The sequence below is a fragment of the Sphaerisporangium rufum genome (assembly GCF_016863395.1).
Classification (GTDB): domain Bacteria; phylum Actinomycetota; class Actinomycetes; order Streptosporangiales; family Streptosporangiaceae; genus Sphaerisporangium; species Sphaerisporangium rufum.
Genome location: NZ_BOOU01000059.1, coordinates 90,149 through 108,842 on the forward strand (window position 1 = coordinate 90,149; position 18,694 = coordinate 108,842).

Consider the following 18,694-nt stretch of genomic DNA (forward strand, 5'->3'; position numbering starts at 1 on the left):
CAACTCCGCGCCATGGTCCGGCGGCCGGCGCGCACCGCCGGGTACCGGCGGGCATGATGTCCGGGTGGGGAACAGAAGGTTGGCCGGAGTGGCCGGGGTGCTGGGGCTGCTGGCGGTGCTGGCACCGCCGGTGCCGGCGCGGGCCGCCGGGCGGGACGTCGCGGCGGCCCGCGACCCGGGCGCCACCGGCGGGTCCGCCGAGCGGTTGCTGTTCCGCTTCCGCGATCCGCGGATCACCGAGTCCAGCGGGCTGGCCGTATCGCCGACCCACAAGGGCATCGTCTACACCCACAACGACAGCGGCTCCGGCCCGCGGTTCTACGCGGTCGGCCCGGACGGGCGCACCCGGGCCGCGTTCACCGTGGCGGGCGCGGCGGCCCGCGACTGGGAGGCGATGGCCGCCTCGATCGACCCGGCCACCGGGCAGAGCCACCTGTGGTTCGCCGACATCGGTGACAACTTCGACGGCGCCTGGCCCGACTACTCCATCTACCGGGTGCCCGAGCCCCGGACGCTGCGCGACGCCACCGTGCGCGCGACCCGCTACCGCTTCCGCTACCACGACGGGCCGCGCAACGCCGAGGGCATGATGGTGCACCCGCGCACCGGCCGGGTCTACGTGGTGAGCAAGGAGTTCGCCGGGTCGATCTACGCCGCGCCCACCCGGCTGCGCACCGACCGGGTGAACATCCTGCGCCGGGTCGGCTCGGCGCCCATCATGGCCACCGACGCCGCCTACGCCCCGGACGGGTCGGGCTTCGTCATCCGCACCTACTTCTCCGCCTCGCTCTACCGCGCCCCCGACAAGCTCATCACCCGGCTGACCATGCCGCCGCTGCGCCAGGCCGAGTCGATCACCTACACCTCCGACGGCCAGGCGCTGCTCACCGGGAGCGAGGGGCCGCGCAGCCCGGTCCACCTGGTGCCGCTGCCCGAGTCCGCCGCCGCCCGCCCGGCCGGCTCGCCCTCCGCCGCGCGGGAGCGGAGCCGGCCGTCCCGCGTGCCCGGGGTGCCGGACGCGGCGGCCACCGGCACCTCGATGACCGCCGGCGACGCCGGGGTGCCGGCCGGGGTCATCGCCGCGTGGCTCGCCGTCGCGCTCGGCGCCACCGGGATCATCGCGCTGATCGCCCGCCGGGCCCGCTGATCACCCGCGGTGCGGCCGCCTGGCGATGTTCATCAGCGGCGCGGGCCGGTGCCGTTCATCCGCTGGACGAACGGCTCGCCGCGCAGCGCCTGCTCGACCAGCTCGATCGCCGCGGCCAGCCGCACCAGCCGCGGCCCCTCGCGGCGGTAGGCGGCCAGCACCGCCTCCACGGCGTGCGGCGGCAGGTGCTCCTTGAGCTCCACGGCCGCGCCGCGGTAGCCGTCGCGCGCCGCCGCCACGTTCGCCCGCACGTGCCCGCGGGCCATTCGGGCCAGCGCGAGCGGATGCCGGCGCAGCACGCCGTACGCCCGGTAGTCGGGCGGCACCGCGTCGAGCAGCCAGGCCACCGCGGAGGCCTCCCAGTCCGGGCTGCCCGGCGGGCGGACCTCCGCCGGCCATCCGGGCGGAAGGTACACCCGGCCAGCCTATCGAATACCTGTTCGATCAAGTGGTAGGGCCTCCGGCTCCGTTTCCAGCGTCTCCGCGGCCTTCGGTCCGGCCGCCGGACGGCGCGTCCCGGGCATCCCGACATACCGTCCACTGCTCATGCCTGGCGCACATTCGGTAAAGCGAGCAAGATAACCCCCTGTGACTCAGCGAATCGGTATCGTCGGCGCGGGCATCCTGGGATTGGCGGTGGCCCGCGAGCTGGCCGCCCGCGGTGCCACGGTGACCGTCCTCGACAAGGAGGACCGGGTCGCCGCGCACCAGACCGGCCACAACAGCGGCGTGGTGCACGCCGGCATCTACTACGCCCCGGGCTCGCTCAAGGCGCGGCTCTGCCGCGAGGGCGTCGCCCTGCTGCGCGAGTACTGCGCCGAACACCGGCTCCCCTACGAGGAGGTCGGCAAACTGGTCATCGCCGCCACCGCCGCCGAACGCGCCGGACTGCGCCGCATCGCCGAGCGGGCCCGGGACAACGGCGTCCCCGGCGTCACCGAGCTGGACGCGCTCGGCCTGCGCGAGATCGAGCCGCACGCCGTCGGCGTCGGCGCCGTGCACTCCCCGCACACCGCGATCACCGACTTCACCGCCGTGGCGCGGCGGCTCGCCGAGGACGTCGCCGAACTCGGCGGGACCGTCCGGCTGAGCCACCCGGTGCGCGCGCTGCGCGAGACCGCGACCGGGGTGGAGGTGCTGGCCGGCTCCACCCGGTTCGCCTTCGACCGGCTGGTGGGCTGCGCCGGACTCGGCTCGGACGCCATCGCCGCGATGAGCGGGCACCCGGGCGACGTCCGGATCGTGCCGTTCCGCGGCGAGTACCACCGGCTCACCGCGGAGGCCAGGAACCTGGTCCGCGGGCTCATCTACCCGGTGCCCGACCCCCGCTACCCGTTCCTCGGCGTGCACCTGACCCGGCGGATCGACGGCGAGGTGCTGGTCGGGCCGAACGCCGTGCCCGCGCTGGCCAGGGAGGGCTACTCGTGGCGGCGAATCTCGCCGCGCGACCTGCGCGAGCTGGCCGCCTGGCCGGGCACCCGGCGGATGGCGGCCCGCAACTGGCGGACCGGCGTCCACGAGATCTACGGGTCGCTGGCCCGCAACGCCTTCCTGAACGCCGCCCGCCGCTACGTGCCCGGGCTGACCGCGCTCGACCTCGCCCGCGCGCCGGGCGGGGTGCGGGCGCAGGCGGTCGGCCGGGACGGCACCCTGGTCGACGACTTCGTGGTGGACGTGCACGGCCCGGTGGTCCTGGTGCGCAACGCCCCCTCGCCGGCCGCGACCTCCAGCCTGGCCATCGCCCGGCACATCATGACTTTCATCGGAACTTAAAGCGGGCACGCCACTATAGGAGGGTGACCGACTCCCCGGAAGCGCGGCTGCTGATCGTCGAAGACGACCCGAACATCCTCGAACTGCTGTGCGCCAGTCTCAGGTTCGCCGGGTTCGAGGTGACGCCGGCCGCCGGCGGCGCCGACGCGGTGCGCGCCGCCCAGCGGCGCCGTCCCGACCTGATCGTGCTGGACGTCATGCTGCCCGACATGGACGGATTCGACGTCGTGCGACGGCTGCGCGGCGGCGGCGTCCACACCCCCGTCCTGTTCCTCACCGCCCGGGACGCCACCGAGGACAAGATCAGGGGCCTCACCCTGGGCGGCGACGACTACGTGACCAAGCCGTTCAGCCTGGAGGAGGTGATCGCCCGGATCCGGGCGGTGCTGCGCCGCACGGCCGGCGACCCGGCGGCGCCGCCCCGGATGACCTTCGCCGACATCGAGCTGGACGAGGAGAGCCACGAGGTGTGGCGGGGCGGCGAGGTGGTCGCGCTCTCGCCCACCGAGTTCAAGCTGCTGCGCTACTTCATGGCCAACCCCGGGCGGGTGCTGTCCAAGGCGCAGATCCTCGACCACGTGTGGGACTACGACTTCCGCGGCGACGCGGGCATCGTCGAGTCGTACGTGTCGGTGCTGCGCCGGAAGATCGACACCGGCACGCCGCGCCTGATCCACACGCTGCGCGGTGTCGGCTACGTCCTGCGCACCCCGCCGCCGTGACCGGCCCGGCCCCCGCCGCCGCGCCGGTCCCGCCCGCGCCGGCCGCCACCGCGCCGCGGGCCCGGACGCGGCCGGTGCTCGCCGCGCTGTCGGCCCGCACCCCGCTACGGGTCAAGCTGATCGCCACCATGCTGGCGCTGGTGGCGATCGCGCTGGCCGTCGTCGGGGTGGGCAGCGTGTCCCTGCTGCGCGGCTACCTGATGCATCGGGTGGACCAGCAGCTCGACACGTTCGCGCGGGACGTCGCGCGGCGGCTGCAGCGCCCCTGGCCGGGCCCCGCCCCGCTCGGCGGCCGGATACCGCCGGAGGGCCTGCTGCAGGTCCGCGGGCAGGACGGCCGGGTCCTGGCCACGGTCACCGGGCTGGCCGCCGAGGGCCGGCCCGGACCGGTGCCGCCGGTGGCCGCCGCGGGGCCGGCGGGCCGCGAGCCGCGCACGGTGCGGGCCGAGTCCGGCGGCGGCACCTGGCGGGTGCTGGTGGCCGCGGTCCCCGAGGTGGGCAGCCTGGTGCTGGCCATCGACCTGTCCTCGGTGGACCAGATCATCGGCCGGCTGGTGCTGATCGAGGCGCTCGGCGGGGCGGCCGTCACGCTCGGGCTGGCCGGTCTCGGCGCGGTCATCGTCCGCCGGAGCCTGCGCCCGCTGGCCGAGATGGAGCACACCGCGGCGGCCATCGCGGCGGGCGACCTCGGCCGGCGGGTGCCCGACCGCGATCCGCGCACCGAGGTGGGCAGCCTGGCGGGGTCGCTGAACGGCATGCTGGCCCAGATCGAGGCGGCGTTCCAGGACCGCGAGATCGCCGCGGCGGCGGCCCGCGCCTCCGAGGAGCGCATGCGGCGGTTCGTCGCCGACGCCTCCCACGAGCTGCGCACCCCGCTGACGACCATCCGCGGGTTCGCCGAGTTCTACCGGCAGAACCCGGCGGGCGACCCGGCCCGGCTCATGCTCCGGGTGGAGGAGGCGGCCGCCCGGATGGGCGTGCTGGTGGAGGATCTGCTGCTGCTCGCCCGGCTGGACGGGCAGCGGCCGCCGGACCGGCGGCCGGTCGACCTGCTCGCGCTGGCCGGGGACGCCGTCCAGGACGCCCGCATCCTGGCCGCCGACCGGGAGATCACCCTGGAGGTGGCCGGCGACGCCGCGCCGATCGTCGCCGGTGACGAGGTGCGGCTCCGCCAGATCATCGGGAACCTGGTGAGCAACGCGCTGGCGCACACCCCGCCCGGTACGCCGATCACCGTCCGGACCGGGGCGAGCGGCGTCGAGGCGTTCCTCGAGGTCGCCGACAAGGGACCCGGCCTGGCGCCGGAGGACGCCGAGCGGATCTTCGAACGCTTCTACCGCGCCGACCGCTCCCGCGCCCGGACCCGCGCGGCGCCGGAGCAGGACCCGGGAGGCAGCGGGCTCGGCCTGGCCATCGTGGCCGGCCTGGTCGCCGCGCACGGCGGGACGGTGACGGTCGACACCGCGCCCGGCGCCGGCGCCACCTTCCGCGTCCTCCTGCCCCTCACCCCGGAGGCGCATCCGCCGGCGGACTGACCGGCGCCCGCACGCCGGTCGCGTGGGCCCGCACTCCGGTTCACTCCTGATCCCGGGCTGCGACAAGGCAGGTCAGCCGATGCCGGGCTGCGACAAGGCTTGTCATCGCGACCCGGCAGCAGGCCCGCGACCACCTGACCACTCTGCTCCCGGTACGCGAGCGGATGCGGCCCGGGCGGTAAGGCGGGGGCGATCAGGCGCGGCCCAGGGGCCGTAGCCGTCGCGTTCCGGGCCCGGCCTGGCCGGTTCAGGGCGGCGGGGGGCCGGCCGCGTCGCGGAGGCGGGCGGCCAGGGCACGCATCCGGCCGGCCAGCTCGGGCGGCTCGTGCACGGTGAAGTCCAGGTCCAGCAGCCCGAGGGTCAGCGCCAGCCACTCCAGCGAATCGCCCCCGGTGCGCAGCAGGCAGGTGTCCTCGTCGACCGCCTCCAGCCGCACGTGGGCCGAGGGCCGGATCCGCTCGGCGACCACGGCCAGCGGGGCGCGCAGGGTGACCACGGCCTGGTACCGGCTGATCGGGGCCACGATGGACCGCTCGACGTACCCCTCGGGCGGCTCGCGGCGGGCGAACCGGACACCGGTCGGCCGCGGACCGGTGATCCGGTCCACCCGGAAGGTGCGCCAGTCACCCCGCCCGGCATCCCAGGCGACCAGGTACCAGCGGCGCCCGGCCGCCACCAGCCGGTAGGGCTCGGCCAGCCGGGGGCTCTGCGCGCCGTCCCGGCGGCGGTAGCCGAACCGCAGCCGCTCGCGGTCCCGGCCGGCCTGGGCCAGCAGCGCCAGCGTCGCCGGGTCGACCGTCGGCCACGGCCCGGGCGGCGGGGCGGGCAGCGCCACGGTCTGGGTCTGCAGCGCGTTCACCCGGCGGCGCAGCCGGGAGGGCAGCACCTGTTCCAGCTTGGCCAGCGCGCGGGCCGAGGTCTCCTCAATCCCGGTGACCGTGCCCGCCGCCGCGGTGCGCAGGCCGACCGCGATGGCCACCGCCTCCTCGTCGTCCAGCAGCAGCGGCGGCATCGCCGTGCCGGCCGCCAGCCGGTAACCGCCGGCCGGGCCGCTGGTCGCGTCCACCGGATAGCCCAGCTCGCGCAGCCGGTCGACGTCGCGGCGCAGGGTGCGCGGGCTGACCGCCAGCCGCCCGGCCAGCTCCGGGCCGGGCCACTCGTGCCGCGCCTGCAGCAGGGAGAGCAACCGCAGCACCCGGCCCGTCGTGTCCGCCATGGATGCCACGATGGCACGAATCGCGGCCAGGAACCGACCGCGATGCTGTCTAGCGTCGGGTACATGAGCCATATCGAGATCACCGGTGCGCGGCAGCACAACCTCAAGAACGTCTCGCTGAAGATCCCGAAGCGGCAGATCACGGTCTTCACCGGCGTCTCCGGATCCGGCAAGACCTCCATCGTGTTCAGCACCATCGCGGCGGAGTCGCAGCGGCAGCTCAACGAGACGTTCCCCGCGTTCGTCCGCAACCGGCTGCCGAAATACGGCCGCCCGGACGCCGACGAGATCGCCGGCCTGTCCGCCGCGGTCGTCATCGGCCAGCAGCGCCTCGGCGGCAACTCCCGGTCCACCGTCGGCACCGCCACCGACATCCACGCGCTGCTGCGGCTGCTCTTCTCCCGGGTGGGCACGCCGTTCGCCGGCTACTCCGACGCCTTCTCGTTCAACGAGCCCGCCGGCATGTGCCCGGAGTGCCAGGGCCTCGGCCGGCGGGTCGCGCTGGACGTGGACCGGGCGGTGGACCGGTCGAAGTCGCTGAACGACGGCGCCATCCTGCTGCCCGGCTACACGGTGGGCGGTTACTACTGGTCGACGTTCGCGCAGTCCGGCCTGTTCGACAACGACAAGCCGCTGGCCGGCTACACCGAGGCCGAGTGGGAGACGTTCCTGCACGGCGTCGGCCCCCGCTTCCAGATCAAGATCAAGAGCGGCCAGGCTCCGCAGAAGTACGAGGGCCTGATCGTCAAGTTCGACCGCCTGCACGTCAACCGGGACACCGAGGACTCCGCGCGGCGCGACGCGGCGCTGGCCTTCACCACCGTCCGGCGCTGCCCGCTGTGCCGGGGGGCGCGGCTGAACCAGGCCGCGCTGGCCTGCCGGATCGACGGCCGCAACATCGCCGAGCTGGCCGCGATGGAGGTCCGCCACCTGGTGGACGTGGTAGCCGCCATCGACGCCCCGGTCGCGGCCCCGATGGTGGAGGCCCTGGTGAACCGGCTGCGGCACATGGTCACCATCGGACTCGGCTACCTCAGCCTGGACCGCCCCACTCCCACGCTGTCCGGCGGCGAGTCGCAGCGCGTCAAGATGGTCAAGCACCTGGGCAGCAGCCTGACCGACATGACCTACATCTTCGACGAGCCGACCATCGGGCTGCACCCGCGCGACGTGGCCAACACCAACCGGCTGCTCCGCGAGCTGCGCGACAAGGGGAACACCGTGCTGGTCGTGGAGCACGACCGCGCCGTGATCGAGATCGCCGACCACGTGGTCGACGTCGGGCCGCACGCCGGTACCCGCGGCGGTGAGATCGTCTACGAGGGCGGCGTCGCCGGGCTGCGGCGGGCCGGCACCGTCACCGGGCGGCATCTGCGCCGCCGCCCGGAGCTCAAGAAGGCCGTCCGGCCGGCCACCGGCCGGCTCACCGTGGCCGGCGCCACCGTGCACAATCTCAAGAACGTCACCGTGGACTTCCCCGCCGGAGTGCTCACCGCGGTCACCGGGGTCGCGGGCTCGGGCAAGAGCAGCCTGGTCAACACGGCGTTCCTGGCCGCGCACCCGGACGCGGTGGTCGTGGACCAGTCCGCCGTCGGCACCTCGGCCCGCTCCACCCCGGCCACCTACACCGGCCTGATGGACAAGGTGCGTGCGATGTTCGCCGCGGCGGGCGGGGTGAGCGCCGGGCTGTTCAGCTTCAACTCCACCGGCGCCTGCCCTGAATGTCACGGCCTGGGGGTGGTCCACACCGATCTGGCGTTCATGGACGGCGTCACCTCGGCCTGCCAGGCGTGCCGCGGACGGCGGTTCCGCGATGACGTGCTGCGGCACAAGGTGCGCGGCAGGTCGATCTCCGACGTGCTGGAGATGACGGTGAGCGAGGCGGTGGAGTTCTTCACCGAGCCGAAGCCCCGGCGCGTCCTGCGCGCCCTCGACGAGGTGGGGCTGGGCCATCTCAAGCTCGGCCGGCCGCTGAGCACGCTGTCCGGCGGCGAGTGCCAGCGGATCAAGCTGGCCGGCGAGCTGCACCGCCAGGGCAAGGTGTACGTCATGGACGAGCCCACCACCGGCCTGCACATGGCCGATGTCGAGCGGCTACTCGGCATCCTGGACCGGCTGGTCGACGCCGGGAACACGGTGATCGTCATCGAGCACGACCTGGACGTGGTCGAGCACGCCGACTGGGTGGTGGACCTCGGGCCGGACGGCGGCGACCGCGGCGGCACCATCGTCTTCGAGGGCACGCCGCACGACCTGGCGGCCGCCGGCGGCTCGCACACCGGCACCGCCCTGCGGCACCACCTCGCCGCCCGCTGACCGCCCCCCTCACCCGGAGCCGCCGCGACCGGCACCGCCTCGCCCGGAGCCGGTCCACGCTCGGCCACCTCACCCGGGGCGCCCGCATGGAGCCACCTCACCGGTGCCAAGCCACGCGGAGCCGGTCCGCGCTCGGCCACCCACCGGGGGGCACCGGCATGACGCCGCCCAGCCGGCGCCGTCCTCGCCGGGCCGCCGTACCCAGGTCGCGAACACCCCGCGGCCGGCGCCGGTGGTCCACGCCGGGCGGCCGGTGTCAGCCCGCCGGGAAAGGCTCGTCGGGGAAGGCCCCGGAGGTGGTGCCGGTGGGCAGCTCGACCTGGTCACCCTCGGCGAGCCCGGACCGCACCTCCACGTACCGGTCGCCCCGCACGCCGAGCCGGACCGGCCGCTGGACGGTCCGGCCACCGGCGCTGACCAGCACGGTGCTCACCCCGTCGGCCCGGGTGCGCACCGCCTGCGCCGGGATGTAGAGGGTGCCGGCCGCCTCGTCCACCGTCACGCTCACCGTCGCCCCCTGCCCGAGCATCAGCCCGCCGGGCGGCCGGTCGAACGCGATCATCACTCCGTAGCGCACCAGCCGGCCGGTGCCGGTCGCGGCGACGTCGACGTGCGTCACCCGGCCCGGATACACCTGGCCGGGGCGGGTGGCCAGGGTCACCTCGGCCCGGCGGCCGACCCGGAGCCGGCCCACGTCGGTCTGGGTGAACATCGCCTGCACCTGTAGCTCGTCCAGGTCGCCCAGGGTGACGAAGGTGGCACCGGCCGACGCCTGGTCACCGGTCGCGCCGAGCACCGCGAGGATCGTGCCGGCCACCGGTGCCTTGATCGTCGCTCCGGCCAGCGCCTCGTCCGCCTCGCGCAGGTCGGTGGCCGCCCGGGCCACCGCGGCCGCCGCCTGCGCCACCGTGGTCACCGCGCCGCCCTGACCACTCCCGCCCTGACCACCGTGCGCTCCCAAGGCGCCCTGCGCACCCTGGCCGCCCTGCGCGCCCCGGCCGCCCTGGGCGCCCCGGCCGCCCTGGGCGCCCCGGCCGTTCCCCGACCGGCCCGATCCGGACGGGTCGCCCTGGCCGCCGGAGCCGGACGGGCGCGCCGACGGCTCCGGCCGCGGCGTGCGCCCGTCCGGCGATTCACAGCCGGTGGGCGGCGCAGCGGACGGCGCCACCGGCGGTCCGGGCGTGCTGCCGCCGTCCGGCGCGCCGGGCGGCGGGGCGACCACCACGATCGACGGGGACGGCCGCGGGCCGGGTGACCCGGATCCGCGCGGACCCGGCGGCGGGGTCGGAGTCGGCGAACCCGAGGGTGCCGCCCCCGCCGCGACCAGGGCTCCCACCGGGGTCGCACCGGCCGGTGAAGCCCCCAGGTGCCCCGCACCGGCCGCCGCACCTCCCGACCGCCTTGCTCCGGCCGTCGCGGCCCCCGGCTCACCGGCCCGGGCGGATGATCCGGATGCACCGGTACCACCGGCCGGCGAGCCGGCTCGCGGGGCCGGCGTACGGCTCCCGGCGGGCGACGGCGAGCGGCCGGCGGACGGCGTGGCCTCCGCTGCCCGGCGGCCGGTGTCCGAAGGAGCGCCCGCCACCGGCGTCCGGCCGGCAGCGGAGGGGGACGCCGACACCGAGGGGCGGACCGGTGCCGGCGACGTGGGCGTCGCCTTCGCGGAGGCCGGCGGGTGCGGCGACGCCGTCCCGGCGGGCCTGGTCCGGTGTGGCGCCGGGTTCCCGGCACCCTCGGGCACGTGAGCCGACCCGGTCCGGCCCGCCATCGGGAGCGCCTTGCTCCGCGCGGGCACCGGGACCGCCTTCGTCCGAGCCGGCGCCGGGACCGCCCTGGTCCGCGCGGGCGCCGGGGTCGCCTTCGTCCTGGCGTGCTCGGGGGACGGCGTCGGGGTCGGGCTGGGCGTGCGGGAGGCGGCGGGCGTACCGGCACGGTCACCGCCGGCGCCCCACTCGGCACCGGCCCCGCGCACCGGGACGCCGGCCGGATCCGCGGTGCCATCGTGCGCCGTGGCCACGCCGGACACCGGGGCCTCGGCCGCCATCAGCGCCGCTGCCGGTACCGCCATGATCGGCTCCGTCCGGGGTCGCACGGTCACCACCACCAGGGGCGCGGTCGGTGCCGGCGAGGGCGCCGGGCTCGCCGCCGGCGGGCAGGTCACTCTCGCCGTGGGCGTCGCCGGCGGCCGGACGGTCGGCGTCCTGGACGGCCGGCCGGTGGGCCCGCCCGACGGCCGGCCGGACGGCGTACCGGTCGGACCGGTGGTCGGCCGCCCGGACGGCGTACCGGTCGGACCGGTGGTCGGCCGGGCGGACGGTGACCCGGACGGCGTACCCGTGGGACCGGTGGTCGGCCGCCCGGACGGCGCGCCGGTCGGGCGGAGAGCGGGGCCGCCGGACGGCCGGGTGCCGGTGGGGGCACGCCGCCCGCTGCCACCGGTCCCGCCGGCCGGGGCGGCCGGCGGGTTCTCCAGCCGGTCCAGCGTCTCCTCGGCGGCGGCCAGCGCGGCGGCGGCCCCCTCGCGGTCCTCGCGGGCGAGCGTGCCGTCCACCCGGGCCAGCACCTGGCCCTTCTTCACCCGGCTGCCCGGCCGGACGCGGACATCGACCACCCGGCCGGAGGCGCCGAACGCCAGGTCCCGGGTTTGGGCGTCCACCGTGTTCCCGGCGGCGGACACCGCGCTGACGACGGTGCCACGCCGGGCGGCGGCCAGCTCGATCGGCGCCTTCGGCGTCCCGTCCTCGGCGAGCAGGACCAGCCCGGCGCCGGCCAGCAGGACGGCCGCGAGGGCGAGACCTCCCGCGCGCGCGGCGGCCGGTGCGCTCCTCGATCTCATGGCGGCCATCCTGGCGGCACCAGGTCATGTCTGGCTCAGCCCATCCTGAAGGTTTCCTGAGGATCAGGCCGGCCACCACGAGACGCGACGGCGGGCGACGGTTCCGGCGGTTTCGCGGGAGTATGGGGACACATCGATCACCGGGAGGATCACATGTCACGAGATCTTTTCGCGGGCGTCCCCGTCGTAAGCCTCGCGGCGGCGTTGCCGTGGTACGAGCGGCTCTTCGGCGGGCCGCCCTCGTTCCGGCCGAACGATGTCGAGGCGGTGTGGGAGATGGCCGAGCACCGGTACGTCTACCTGGTGCAGGATCCGGAACGTGCCGGGAACGCCCTGGTGCTGTCCTTCGTCGACGATCTGGATGAGCGGGTCGCCGGGCTGGCCGGGCGGGGCATCGAGCCGGCCCGGCACGAGACGTACGACGGCGGGGTGACCAAGGTGACCTACCGCGACGCGGACGGCAACGAGATCGCCTTCGGCCACGCCCCCGGGTGACGCCACCGGTCTTGGTTCGGTCCGCCACCGGACGGGCCGGTGGCGGCGGGCGGAGTCAGTCGAAGAGGTCGGTGGCGGTGGTGGCGGTCGCGGCCCGCTGGATCCAGGTGTCCAGCAGGGTGCTGTCGGTGCACTCCATGATGCGGTCGCGTACCTCGCCTGGGACGGGGATTCCTCGTCCGGCCAGCAGCACGAGGACCGCCTCCGCTTTCCCTTCGGCTTTCCCTTCGGCTTTCCCTTCGGCTTTCCCTTCTTCTCTTCCTTCGGCGACGTACTTCTTGGCGAAGTCGCTCTGGTATTCGTACGTGCCCACCGCCATCAATACCTCCCAGTTCTTGCGCGCCGCCTCCGGCAGCATCGCGAACACGAAATCAGCGTACAACCGGGCCCGCTCGTCGTCGACGACGGTAAGCCCGGCCAGGCATGCCTCCAGCACCGGCTGGGCGGCGTCCTCACCGCCATGAGTGACCGCCGAGAGCACGGCCATCTCCGGCGAGCGGATCGCCGTCCTTGAATCGGTTATCAGGGGCACCGCGCCGGGGTCGGCCACCAGTGGAGTGAGATTCCACCCGGGGTGTCCCATGTCGATGGTCTTCGCACACCACCGGGCGATCCCCGGGTCGGTACAGATGACCAGCAGCAGTGCCGGACATTTCAGGCGCGCACGGATGGACGCCAGGTAGACCGGCCAGCTCCAACGCTTGCCGGGGTCGCGGCCGCGTTGCACCTCGACCACCACCGCCAGGGCCGGCTTGTCGGCCCACAGCACGGTGATCGTGTCCGATTGGTATTCGAGCGGCTTGAATTGCGTTAGATCGCCCGGCTCCACGCGCGCCTCGCGATGCGCCGGCAACGGCACCTTGAGCACTTGTTCCAGGATCTCGCCCGCCAACTCGGGGCGATTTCGGAAAAGGGCGATCAACGCCTCGTGTTCCATCGTCAGCATGGCCAGGACTTTATAGCGCCGGCAAAGTTCGCTCAAACTTTCGAGCAGGTGGTTAAATCTGCCGTCAGCGAGCTATTTAATACTCTATTTCCGGCATTCGTGCCTTGCTGAATGGGCCACCCGGAAGATCGCTGGGGGGATCCGTCCGCCGGCGATGGGGCGCACCGATAGCGGGAGAGCCATGATCGATGGCTCATCGGCGGCGGCTGCGGCCCGCGAGGTGACCTCCGGCTCCCCGGGCTCGTCTCCGGGCCGGCTCGCGCCGGGGGAACGACCCGGGCGGCGCGTCAGGTGAACAGCGCGCCGATCAGTACGATCAGCACGAGCAGCGCGAGCACCGTGGGGAGCAACCAGCGACGGGGACGGTCCACGTATTGGAGCCTAACTCCGCCCGGCCGATGACCCGCGCACGCCGGCACCGCCGAGCGGCCAGGTCTCCAGGATCTCGTAGCGGACGGTGGCGCCGAGGTGGCTGCGCACCAGGTGGACGTGCCCGGCGTGCCACGGCGACCCGGCGAAGCCGCGCAGCGACTCGACCAGCGGCCGGACGTCGATGCCGGCCCGCGGGCGGGCCCGCGCCACGGTGAGGTGCGGCCGGAACCTCCGCCGCTCGGCCATCTCCACGCCCGCGCGCCGCGCTCCGGCCGCCAGCGACGCGGCCAGCCGGGGCAGCACCGGCTCGCCGCCGGCCAGGCCGAGCCAGACGACCTGCGCCCGGGCGGCGGACGGGAACGCCCCGCCGGCGCCGAACACCAGAGTCACCGCCTGGTACCGCCCGACCGCCCGGCCCAGCCGCCCGGTGAGGTCCGGCAGCACCCGCTCGGGGACCTCGCCGAGGAACGCCATGGTGACGTGCCAGGTCTCCGGCGCCGTCCAGCGCAGCTCCGGCCACGCCTCCCGGTGGGAGCCGAGGGCCGCCGCGATCTCAGCGAGCGCCTCCGGGGGCGGCGACAACGCCACGAACAACCGCATCGCGCCTCCTTCCCGTGGCCAGCCGGGTCACCAGCAGGGCCAGGCCGACACCGATCAGGCACATCACCCCGCAGATCACCATGCCGAGCCGCGGGCCGGCGATCTCGCCGGCCCAGCCGACCAGCGGCGCCCCGATCGGCGCGCCTCCGGTGAACACCAGTAGATAGATTCCCATCACCCGCCCGCGCATCTCCGGGGACGCGGCGAGCTGCACCGAGGAGTTGGCGGCCGTGGTCGTGGTGATCATGGCCATACCGGCGGGCACCAGGGCGAGCAGGAACGCGGGGTACGCCGGGGCGAGCGCGGCGGCGATCTGGGCGACGCCGAAGCACAGGCCGCCGCCGACCAGCAGGCGGCGGCTGGGCCGGGCCCGGCGGGCGGCGAGCAGCGCGCCGCCGAGGGCGCCGACCGCGAACACGCTGGACGCCACGCCGAAGGAGGATGCGTCCTGGCCGAACACCTGCCGGGCCATCAGCGCGATGCTCATCGAGAAGCTGGTGGCGAACATGGCGGCGAAGGCCACCAGCAGGATCGGCAGCAGCAGCTCGGGCCGTCCCCGCACGTACCGCAGGCCGGCCCGCAGCTGTCCCTTCGCCCGGGCGACCGGTGCGGCCGTGCGCAGCTCGGACCGCCTCATGAGGAGCAGGCCGGCGATCACCGCGGCGAACGAGGCCGCGTTCACCAGGAAGATCGGGCCGGTGCCGCCGAGCGCGTGGATCAGCACGCCCGCCACGGCCGGGCCGACCACCCGCGCCAGGTTGAAGGTCGAGCTGTTCAGGGCGATCGCGTTGGGCAGGTCGGTGCGCCCGACCATCTCCACGACGAACGACTGCCGGGTCGGCATCTCGACGCAGGAGATCATCCCGAGCGCGAACGCCATGACGTACACGTGCCAGATCTGCGCGTACCCGGTCAGCACGAGCAGGCCCACGGTGAGCGCCAGCGTCCCCAGGAGTGATTGCGCGACCATCAGCAGCCGCCGCTTGGGATAGCGGTCGGCCAGCATGCCGCCCCACAGCCCGAACAGCATCACCGGCAGGAACTGCAGGGCGGTGGTGATGCCGAGGGCGGCGGAACTGCCGTGGCTCAGCTCCAGGACCAGCCAGTCCTGGGCGGTTCGCTGCATCCAGGTGCCGACGTTGGAGACCACGCTGCCCGAGACGAACAGCCGGTAGTTGTGGTTGCGCAGCGAGCGGAACATGCCCCCGGTGGCCGGTCGTCCGGCCGGCGGCTCCGCCGGTTCCGGGCCCGGCGTTGACGTCGCGGCACGCGGCGAGCGGGGTTCGAGAGGGTCGGCAGGCTCCCGCAGCCCGGCGTCCACCGGCCTCAGGGCGGTCACATCTGCGACAGCCTCTCCAGGATGGGCGCCGCCGCCCGCAGCGTCGTGCGCTCCTCCGGCGTCAGCTCGCCCAGCCGCTGGACCAGCCACGCCTCCTTGCGCCGGCGCTCCTCCCGGAGGAGCACCCGGCCCTCCTCGGTCAGGCTGACCGTCACCTGCCGCCGGTCGGTCGCATGCGCGGTCCGGTCGAGCAACCCTCGCTCCTCCAGTGCGGCGATCACCCGGGTCATCGAAGGAGGCTGCATTTTTTCGAGCTCGGCCAACGCGCCAGGGGTTATCCCGGAATGCCGTTCTACCGCCACGAGCGTCGCGAGCTGGGTGGGCGTCAGCGAGTGCGCCCCGGACTGCCGCCGCAGCCGTCTGTTCAGCCGGGCCAGCGACACGCGCAGGGCCGCGGCGAGCCGGGCGTCGCCGCCACTTTGATCCGTCAGGGGTTCCATCACCAAAATCATTAGCACGAGTCATAGTTACCCTTGCTAACTATATTGGAGCCCCAGGTATTCCGTCCACCACGGGCCGGTCAAGGTCCGCCGCCCCGCCGCCGGCGGACCGGACGATCGCATCGTGCGCGCCAGGCGGGAGGGCGGCGGAAGCACCGGCGCGACCTCGATCTCATCCGATCGGACCAGGGGAACGACATCACCACCCGCCCCTTGGGTGGCGATTTCGTTCCCCCGCTCACCTGCCCCCGGCCGCCGCCTTCCCCGCCGCCGTTCCCCGTGATCGGCGCCCGCACCCGGCGCGCCCGCCCGGAATACTCGGCCGACGGCCTCAGCCGGCGTCCAGGGGCCGGAACTCCTTCTTCTCGACCAGGACCAGCCAGTTGCCCGAGTCGTCGCGGATGATGGCCTCGGTGCCGTACGGCCGGTCCGCCGGTTCCTGCACGAACTCCACGCCCTTGGCGCTGAGTTCCTGGAACGTCTTGTGGCAGTCATCGACCTGCAGGCCCAGCGCGCCGAGGTGCCCCTTGCCGAGTTCCCGGCGGACGAAGGCGGCGGCCTCCTGGTCCAGCGGCGGCCCCGGCGGCCGCAGGGTGATCTCCAGCTCCGGGTGGTCGGGGTGGTTGACGGTGATCCAGCGGAATCCGTCGCCCATCACGGCGTCGGTGTTGACGACGAAGCCGAGCTTGTCGACGTAGAAGTCACGGCTCCGTTCCTGGTCCAGGGACCAGACGGTGACCAGCGAGACGTTGGTAATCATGCGGCCGAGGCTATTGCCCCAGTTCACCGCCGGGCTTCTCCGGAATTGCACAACCGGGCCCGGCGGCCCGGCCGGGCGATGCGGTGCCGCGCAGGTCCAGCGCGCCGCGCATGAACAGGAAGCACCCCGGCACCCGCGGTCCGCCATGCGCCGCCCACCGGTCCCGGTACGCGCTCGGGCTCTCGCCGACCAGCCGGGTGAACTTCGCGGAGAACGAGCCGAGGCTGCTGAAGCCCACCGTCATGCACACTTCGGTGATGGTGAGGTTGGCCAGCCGCAGCAGATCCTGGGCGCGCTCCAGGCGCCGGCGGGTCAGGTAGCGCATCGGGGTCTCCCCGTAGGCGGCCTCGAAGCAGCGGACGAAGTAGAACTTGGAGATCCCGGCGGTGGCGGCCAGCGCGGCGAGGTCGAGATCGGCGTGGTACTCGCGGTCGATGCGGTCCCGGGCGTGGCGCAGGTGCGGCAGCAGTTCCACCGGCACCGCGCGCCGGGTCCGCCGCTCGTCCAGGACCATGCCCCGACCCTAACCGTTCCGCCGCCCCGGGCACGGCCACCGGGCGCGACCGGATGCTCCATCGCCCGCGGGCACGCACCCAAGACACCGGACCGGGCCGGCTCCCTGGTGAACATGGAGAAATCCGGCCCGCAGTTCCGCGTCATCTACAACAGATGGCGATTCACCGGACTAAAGCCGTCGGCGCCCACCAGAGATTCCGGCGGAAAACCTCCGCCGATGACTCTTCACCGGGCGGCCGGCGTTCGAAGCACCGCGCCGGCCGCCCGTTCCCGATAAGCCGGCCGCCCTTTTCCCACGTCACCGCGAGGCGCGGGCGGACCGAGCGGGGCGCGGAGCGTCCATCGACGGCCAGAGCCGCCCCTAGCAGGCAATTGTCCAAGTGTTCTTGGACATTGTTCGGACATCGATCGGGCCGATCCGGCTTGGCGGCGCCGGGGTCGAGGCGTAAGAGTTGGACCCGGCACGAAACAGCCGAGAACCGGAAGAGGAATCAAATGCGATTCATGAACAAGCTCACCGTCGCCACCGCGTCCGCCGCCGCCATCGGTTTCATTTCGGCGCCGGCATATGCGGCGGCCCCCGTTTCCACCGCCACCGCGAATTCCACCATGACCGCCGTTCCGGCGGCCGCCGCCACCCTTCAGGGCGGCGGAGTGGTGCGCGGCAAGACGGGGTGCTTCAGCTACTCCTACAGCGAGCGCGGCACCCACAGCGTGACCGTCTACTACCACAACCGCTGCAAGCACACGAAGCCGATCAAGATCCGCGTCGCCCGCACCAAGGACGCCTGCCTGTGGGTCAAGGGCGGCGACTACGGCAAGCGCAAGTTCAACGGGCCCAACCCCTACATCCAGTCCATCAAGTCCAAGTTCTGCTGAGCGGATCGGACGGCCGCCGGCGCACGCCGGCGGCCGTCCGCCCGTCCCGGTGTGCCGGGCCCGGCCCACGGGGGCGGGCCCGGCACGCCCTTGCCCGAGGCGACCCGGGATCCTCCTCCCACAAGCAGCCCGGCGAAGATCGGCGGCCTGCTGGAACGGGACCGCACATCACTGAGCCGGCCGCTGGACATGCTCACGACCGCCGGCCACCTGGAGTACGCCCGGGATCCGCTGCAGGAACGGCGTCCAGTGATCACTGTCGCCGATCCCATCATCCGCTTCCACAACCTGATCACGGTACCCAAGCGGGACCTGGTGGAAACCGGAGGCGCCCGGCAGGCCTGGGAGGAGTCACGGTCCACCTTCGTGTCCCGAATCCTGGGGCCGCATTTCGAACAATGCTGCCGTGACTGGCTATGCCGCGCCGACCGGGACATCCGCGGGGGCGCGAGCACCGTCGCCGCCACCGTCGTCAACGATCAGGCGGGACACGCCAAGCACGAGATCGACGTCGTCGCGCTCGACCGCCAGGCCGGCCGGGCCAGGATAGGGATGCTGGGGGAGGCGAAGGCCACCCTGACACGCCGGGGGCCGGCCGACCTGGATCGGCTGCTCCACGTCAAGGAGCTCCTGGGCGCGCGGGGACACGATGTCACCGCCACCCGGCTCGCCGTCTTCTCCATGGAGGGTTTCCACCCGGACCTCGTGTCGTCGGCACGCCGGCGCGGCGACGTGCTCCTGGTCGACCTCCCGGTCCTCTTCGGCGCGGACCCGCCGGTCGTCCCGGGCTGATCCTTCATGG

General features: G+C 74.1%; 17 protein-coding genes. 8 read left to right on the forward strand and 9 right to left on the reverse strand.

Features of this window, described 5'->3' with window-relative positions:
• Positions 1 to 64: 64 nt before the first annotated feature.
• Positions 65 to 1,147 carry a hypothetical protein gene (locus tag Sru01_RS22670; RefSeq protein ID WP_203989645.1) on the forward strand — a complete coding sequence of 361 codons (1,083 nt, stop codon included), beginning with the start codon at positions 65 to 67 and terminating at the stop codon, positions 1,145 to 1,147.
• A 32-nt stretch (positions 1,148 to 1,179) separates the two neighbouring features.
• Here Sru01_RS22670 and Sru01_RS22675 read toward each other — a convergent pair whose 3' ends face one another.
• Complete coding sequence (locus tag Sru01_RS22675) at positions 1,180 to 1,563, reverse strand: hypothetical protein (protein WP_203989646.1); 384 nt, start codon at positions 1,561 to 1,563, stop codon at positions 1,180 to 1,182.
• Between the two features lie 172 nt (positions 1,564 to 1,735).
• On the opposite strand from Sru01_RS22675, the gene lhgD reads away from it, so the two are divergent.
• Genes lhgD through Sru01_RS22690 form a run of 3 tightly spaced genes read left to right on the forward strand, consistent with a single transcriptional unit; the run spans position 1,736 to position 5,177 of the window.
• A complete protein-coding gene (gene lhgD / locus Sru01_RS22680) occupies positions 1,736 to 2,920 on the forward strand; it encodes an L-2-hydroxyglutarate dehydrogenase (RefSeq protein ID WP_203989647.1) in 1,185 nt (394 codons plus the stop codon).
• Positions 2,921 to 2,943: 23 nt separating this feature from the next.
• The gene (locus Sru01_RS22685) at positions 2,944 to 3,642 is read left to right on the forward strand and encodes a response regulator transcription factor (RefSeq protein WP_203989648.1); all 699 of its coding nucleotides are present in this window, start codon (positions 2,944 to 2,946) and stop codon (positions 3,640 to 3,642) included.
• The gene (locus Sru01_RS22690) at positions 3,639 to 5,177 is read left to right on the forward strand and encodes a sensor histidine kinase (RefSeq protein WP_275412198.1); all 1,539 of its coding nucleotides are present in this window, start codon (positions 3,639 to 3,641) and stop codon (positions 5,175 to 5,177) included. Before Sru01_RS22685 ends, Sru01_RS22690 begins: the two co-directional genes overlap by 4 nt.
• Before the next feature lie 247 nt (positions 5,178 to 5,424).
• Here the strand turns inward: Sru01_RS22690 and Sru01_RS22695 are convergent, their stop codons facing one another.
• Positions 5,425 to 6,393: a helix-turn-helix transcriptional regulator gene (locus tag Sru01_RS22695; RefSeq protein WP_203989650.1), complete on the reverse strand. Its 969-nt coding sequence runs from the start codon at positions 6,391 to 6,393 to the stop codon at positions 5,425 to 5,427.
• A 63-nt stretch (positions 6,394 to 6,456) separates the two neighbouring features.
• Between Sru01_RS22695 and Sru01_RS22700 the strand changes: the two genes are divergently transcribed.
• Complete coding sequence (locus tag Sru01_RS22700) at positions 6,457 to 8,709, forward strand: ATP-binding cassette domain-containing protein (RefSeq protein ID WP_203989651.1); 2,253 nt, start codon at positions 6,457 to 6,459, stop codon at positions 8,707 to 8,709.
• A gap of 256 nt (positions 8,710 to 8,965) precedes the next feature.
• Here the strand turns inward: Sru01_RS22700 and Sru01_RS22705 are convergent, their stop codons facing one another.
• Complete coding sequence (locus Sru01_RS22705) at positions 8,966 to 11,545, reverse strand: efflux RND transporter periplasmic adaptor subunit (protein WP_203989652.1); 2,580 nt, start codon at positions 11,543 to 11,545, stop codon at positions 8,966 to 8,968.
• A 153-nt stretch (positions 11,546 to 11,698) separates the two neighbouring features.
• Between Sru01_RS22705 and Sru01_RS22710 the strand changes: the two genes are divergently transcribed.
• Positions 11,699 to 12,040, forward strand: a complete 342-nt coding sequence (locus tag Sru01_RS22710) for a VOC family protein (RefSeq protein WP_203989653.1) — start codon at positions 11,699 to 11,701, stop codon at positions 12,038 to 12,040.
• Positions 12,041 to 12,095: 55 nt separating this feature from the next.
• Here Sru01_RS22710 and Sru01_RS22715 read toward each other — a convergent pair whose 3' ends face one another.
• The 6 genes from Sru01_RS22715 to Sru01_RS22740 all read right to left on the reverse strand — a co-directional run bounded on the left by Sru01_RS22715 (position 12,096) and on the right by Sru01_RS22740 (position 17,011).
• Positions 12,096 to 12,986, reverse strand: coding sequence for a hypothetical protein (locus Sru01_RS22715; RefSeq protein ID WP_203989654.1), 891 nt, complete (start codon positions 12,984 to 12,986; stop codon positions 12,096 to 12,098).
• 381 nt (positions 12,987 to 13,367) lie between these two features.
• Entirely contained in the window at positions 13,368 to 13,958 is a 591-nt protein-coding gene (thpR, locus tag Sru01_RS22720) for an RNA 2',3'-cyclic phosphodiesterase (protein ID WP_203989655.1), read from the reverse strand.
• On the reverse strand, positions 13,912 to 15,297 hold the full coding sequence (locus Sru01_RS22725) for an MFS transporter (protein ID WP_239137657.1): 1,386 nt from the start codon (positions 15,295 to 15,297) through the stop codon (positions 13,912 to 13,914). The genes thpR and Sru01_RS22725 overlap by 47 nt, the downstream gene beginning before the upstream one ends.
• Entirely contained in the window at positions 15,294 to 15,737 is a 444-nt protein-coding gene (locus Sru01_RS22730; RefSeq protein WP_239137658.1) for a MarR family winged helix-turn-helix transcriptional regulator, read from the reverse strand. The genes Sru01_RS22725 and Sru01_RS22730 overlap by 4 nt, the downstream gene beginning before the upstream one ends.
• Before the next feature lie 331 nt (positions 15,738 to 16,068).
• A complete protein-coding gene (locus Sru01_RS22735; protein ID WP_203989658.1) occupies positions 16,069 to 16,497 on the reverse strand; it encodes a VOC family protein in 429 nt (142 codons plus the stop codon).
• Positions 16,498 to 16,507: 10 nt separating this feature from the next.
• Positions 16,508 to 17,011: a helix-turn-helix transcriptional regulator gene (locus Sru01_RS22740; protein WP_203989659.1), complete on the reverse strand. Its 504-nt coding sequence runs from the start codon at positions 17,009 to 17,011 to the stop codon at positions 16,508 to 16,510.
• 611 nt (positions 17,012 to 17,622) lie between these two features.
• Between Sru01_RS22740 and Sru01_RS22745 the strand changes: the two genes are divergently transcribed.
• Both Sru01_RS22745 and Sru01_RS22750 read left to right on the forward strand, forming a co-directional pair.
• Complete coding sequence (locus tag Sru01_RS22745; protein WP_203989660.1) at positions 17,623 to 17,892, forward strand: hypothetical protein; 270 nt, start codon at positions 17,623 to 17,625, stop codon at positions 17,890 to 17,892.
• Positions 17,893 to 18,081: 189 nt separating this feature from the next.
• Positions 18,082 to 18,684, forward strand: a complete 603-nt coding sequence (locus tag Sru01_RS22750; RefSeq protein WP_203989661.1) for a hypothetical protein — start codon at positions 18,082 to 18,084, stop codon at positions 18,682 to 18,684.
• Positions 18,685 to 18,694: the final 10 nt, after the last annotated feature.

Bases quoted from the DNA above. Each gene is read 5' to 3' on its own strand.
- Sru01_RS22695 (WP_203989650.1), bottom strand. From the start codon at position 6,393: ATGGCGGACACGACGGGCCGGGTGCTGCGGTTGCTCTCCCTGCTGCAG.
- Sru01_RS22700 (WP_203989651.1), top strand. From the start codon at position 6,457: ATGAGCCATATCGAGATCACCGGTGCGCGGCAGCACAACCTCAAGAAC.
- Sru01_RS22705 (WP_203989652.1), bottom strand. From the start codon at position 11,545: ATGAGATCGAGGAGCGCACCGGCCGCCGCGCGCGCGGGAGGTCTCGCC.
- Sru01_RS22710 (WP_203989653.1), top strand. From the start codon at position 11,699: ATGTCACGAGATCTTTTCGCGGGCGTCCCCGTCGTAAGCCTCGCGGCG.
- Sru01_RS22715 (WP_203989654.1), bottom strand. From the start codon at position 12,986: ATGCTGACGATGGAACACGAGGCGTTGATCGCCCTTTTCCGAAATCGC.
- thpR (WP_203989655.1), bottom strand. From the start codon at position 13,958: ATGCGGTTGTTCGTGGCGTTGTCGCCGCCCCCGGAGGCGCTCGCTGAG.
- Sru01_RS22730 (WP_239137658.1), bottom strand. From the start codon at position 15,737: ATGGAACCCCTGACGGATCAAAGTGGCGGCGACGCCCGGCTCGCCGCG.
- Sru01_RS22735 (WP_203989658.1), bottom strand. From the start codon at position 16,497: ATGATTACCAACGTCTCGCTGGTCACCGTCTGGTCCCTGGACCAGGAA.
- Sru01_RS22740 (WP_203989659.1), bottom strand. From the start codon at position 17,011: ATGGTCCTGGACGAGCGGCGGACCCGGCGCGCGGTGCCGGTGGAACTG.
- Sru01_RS22745 (WP_203989660.1), top strand. From the start codon at position 17,623: ATGACCGCCGTTCCGGCGGCCGCCGCCACCCTTCAGGGCGGCGGAGTG.
- Sru01_RS22750 (WP_203989661.1), top strand. From the start codon at position 18,082: ATGCTCACGACCGCCGGCCACCTGGAGTACGCCCGGGATCCGCTGCAG.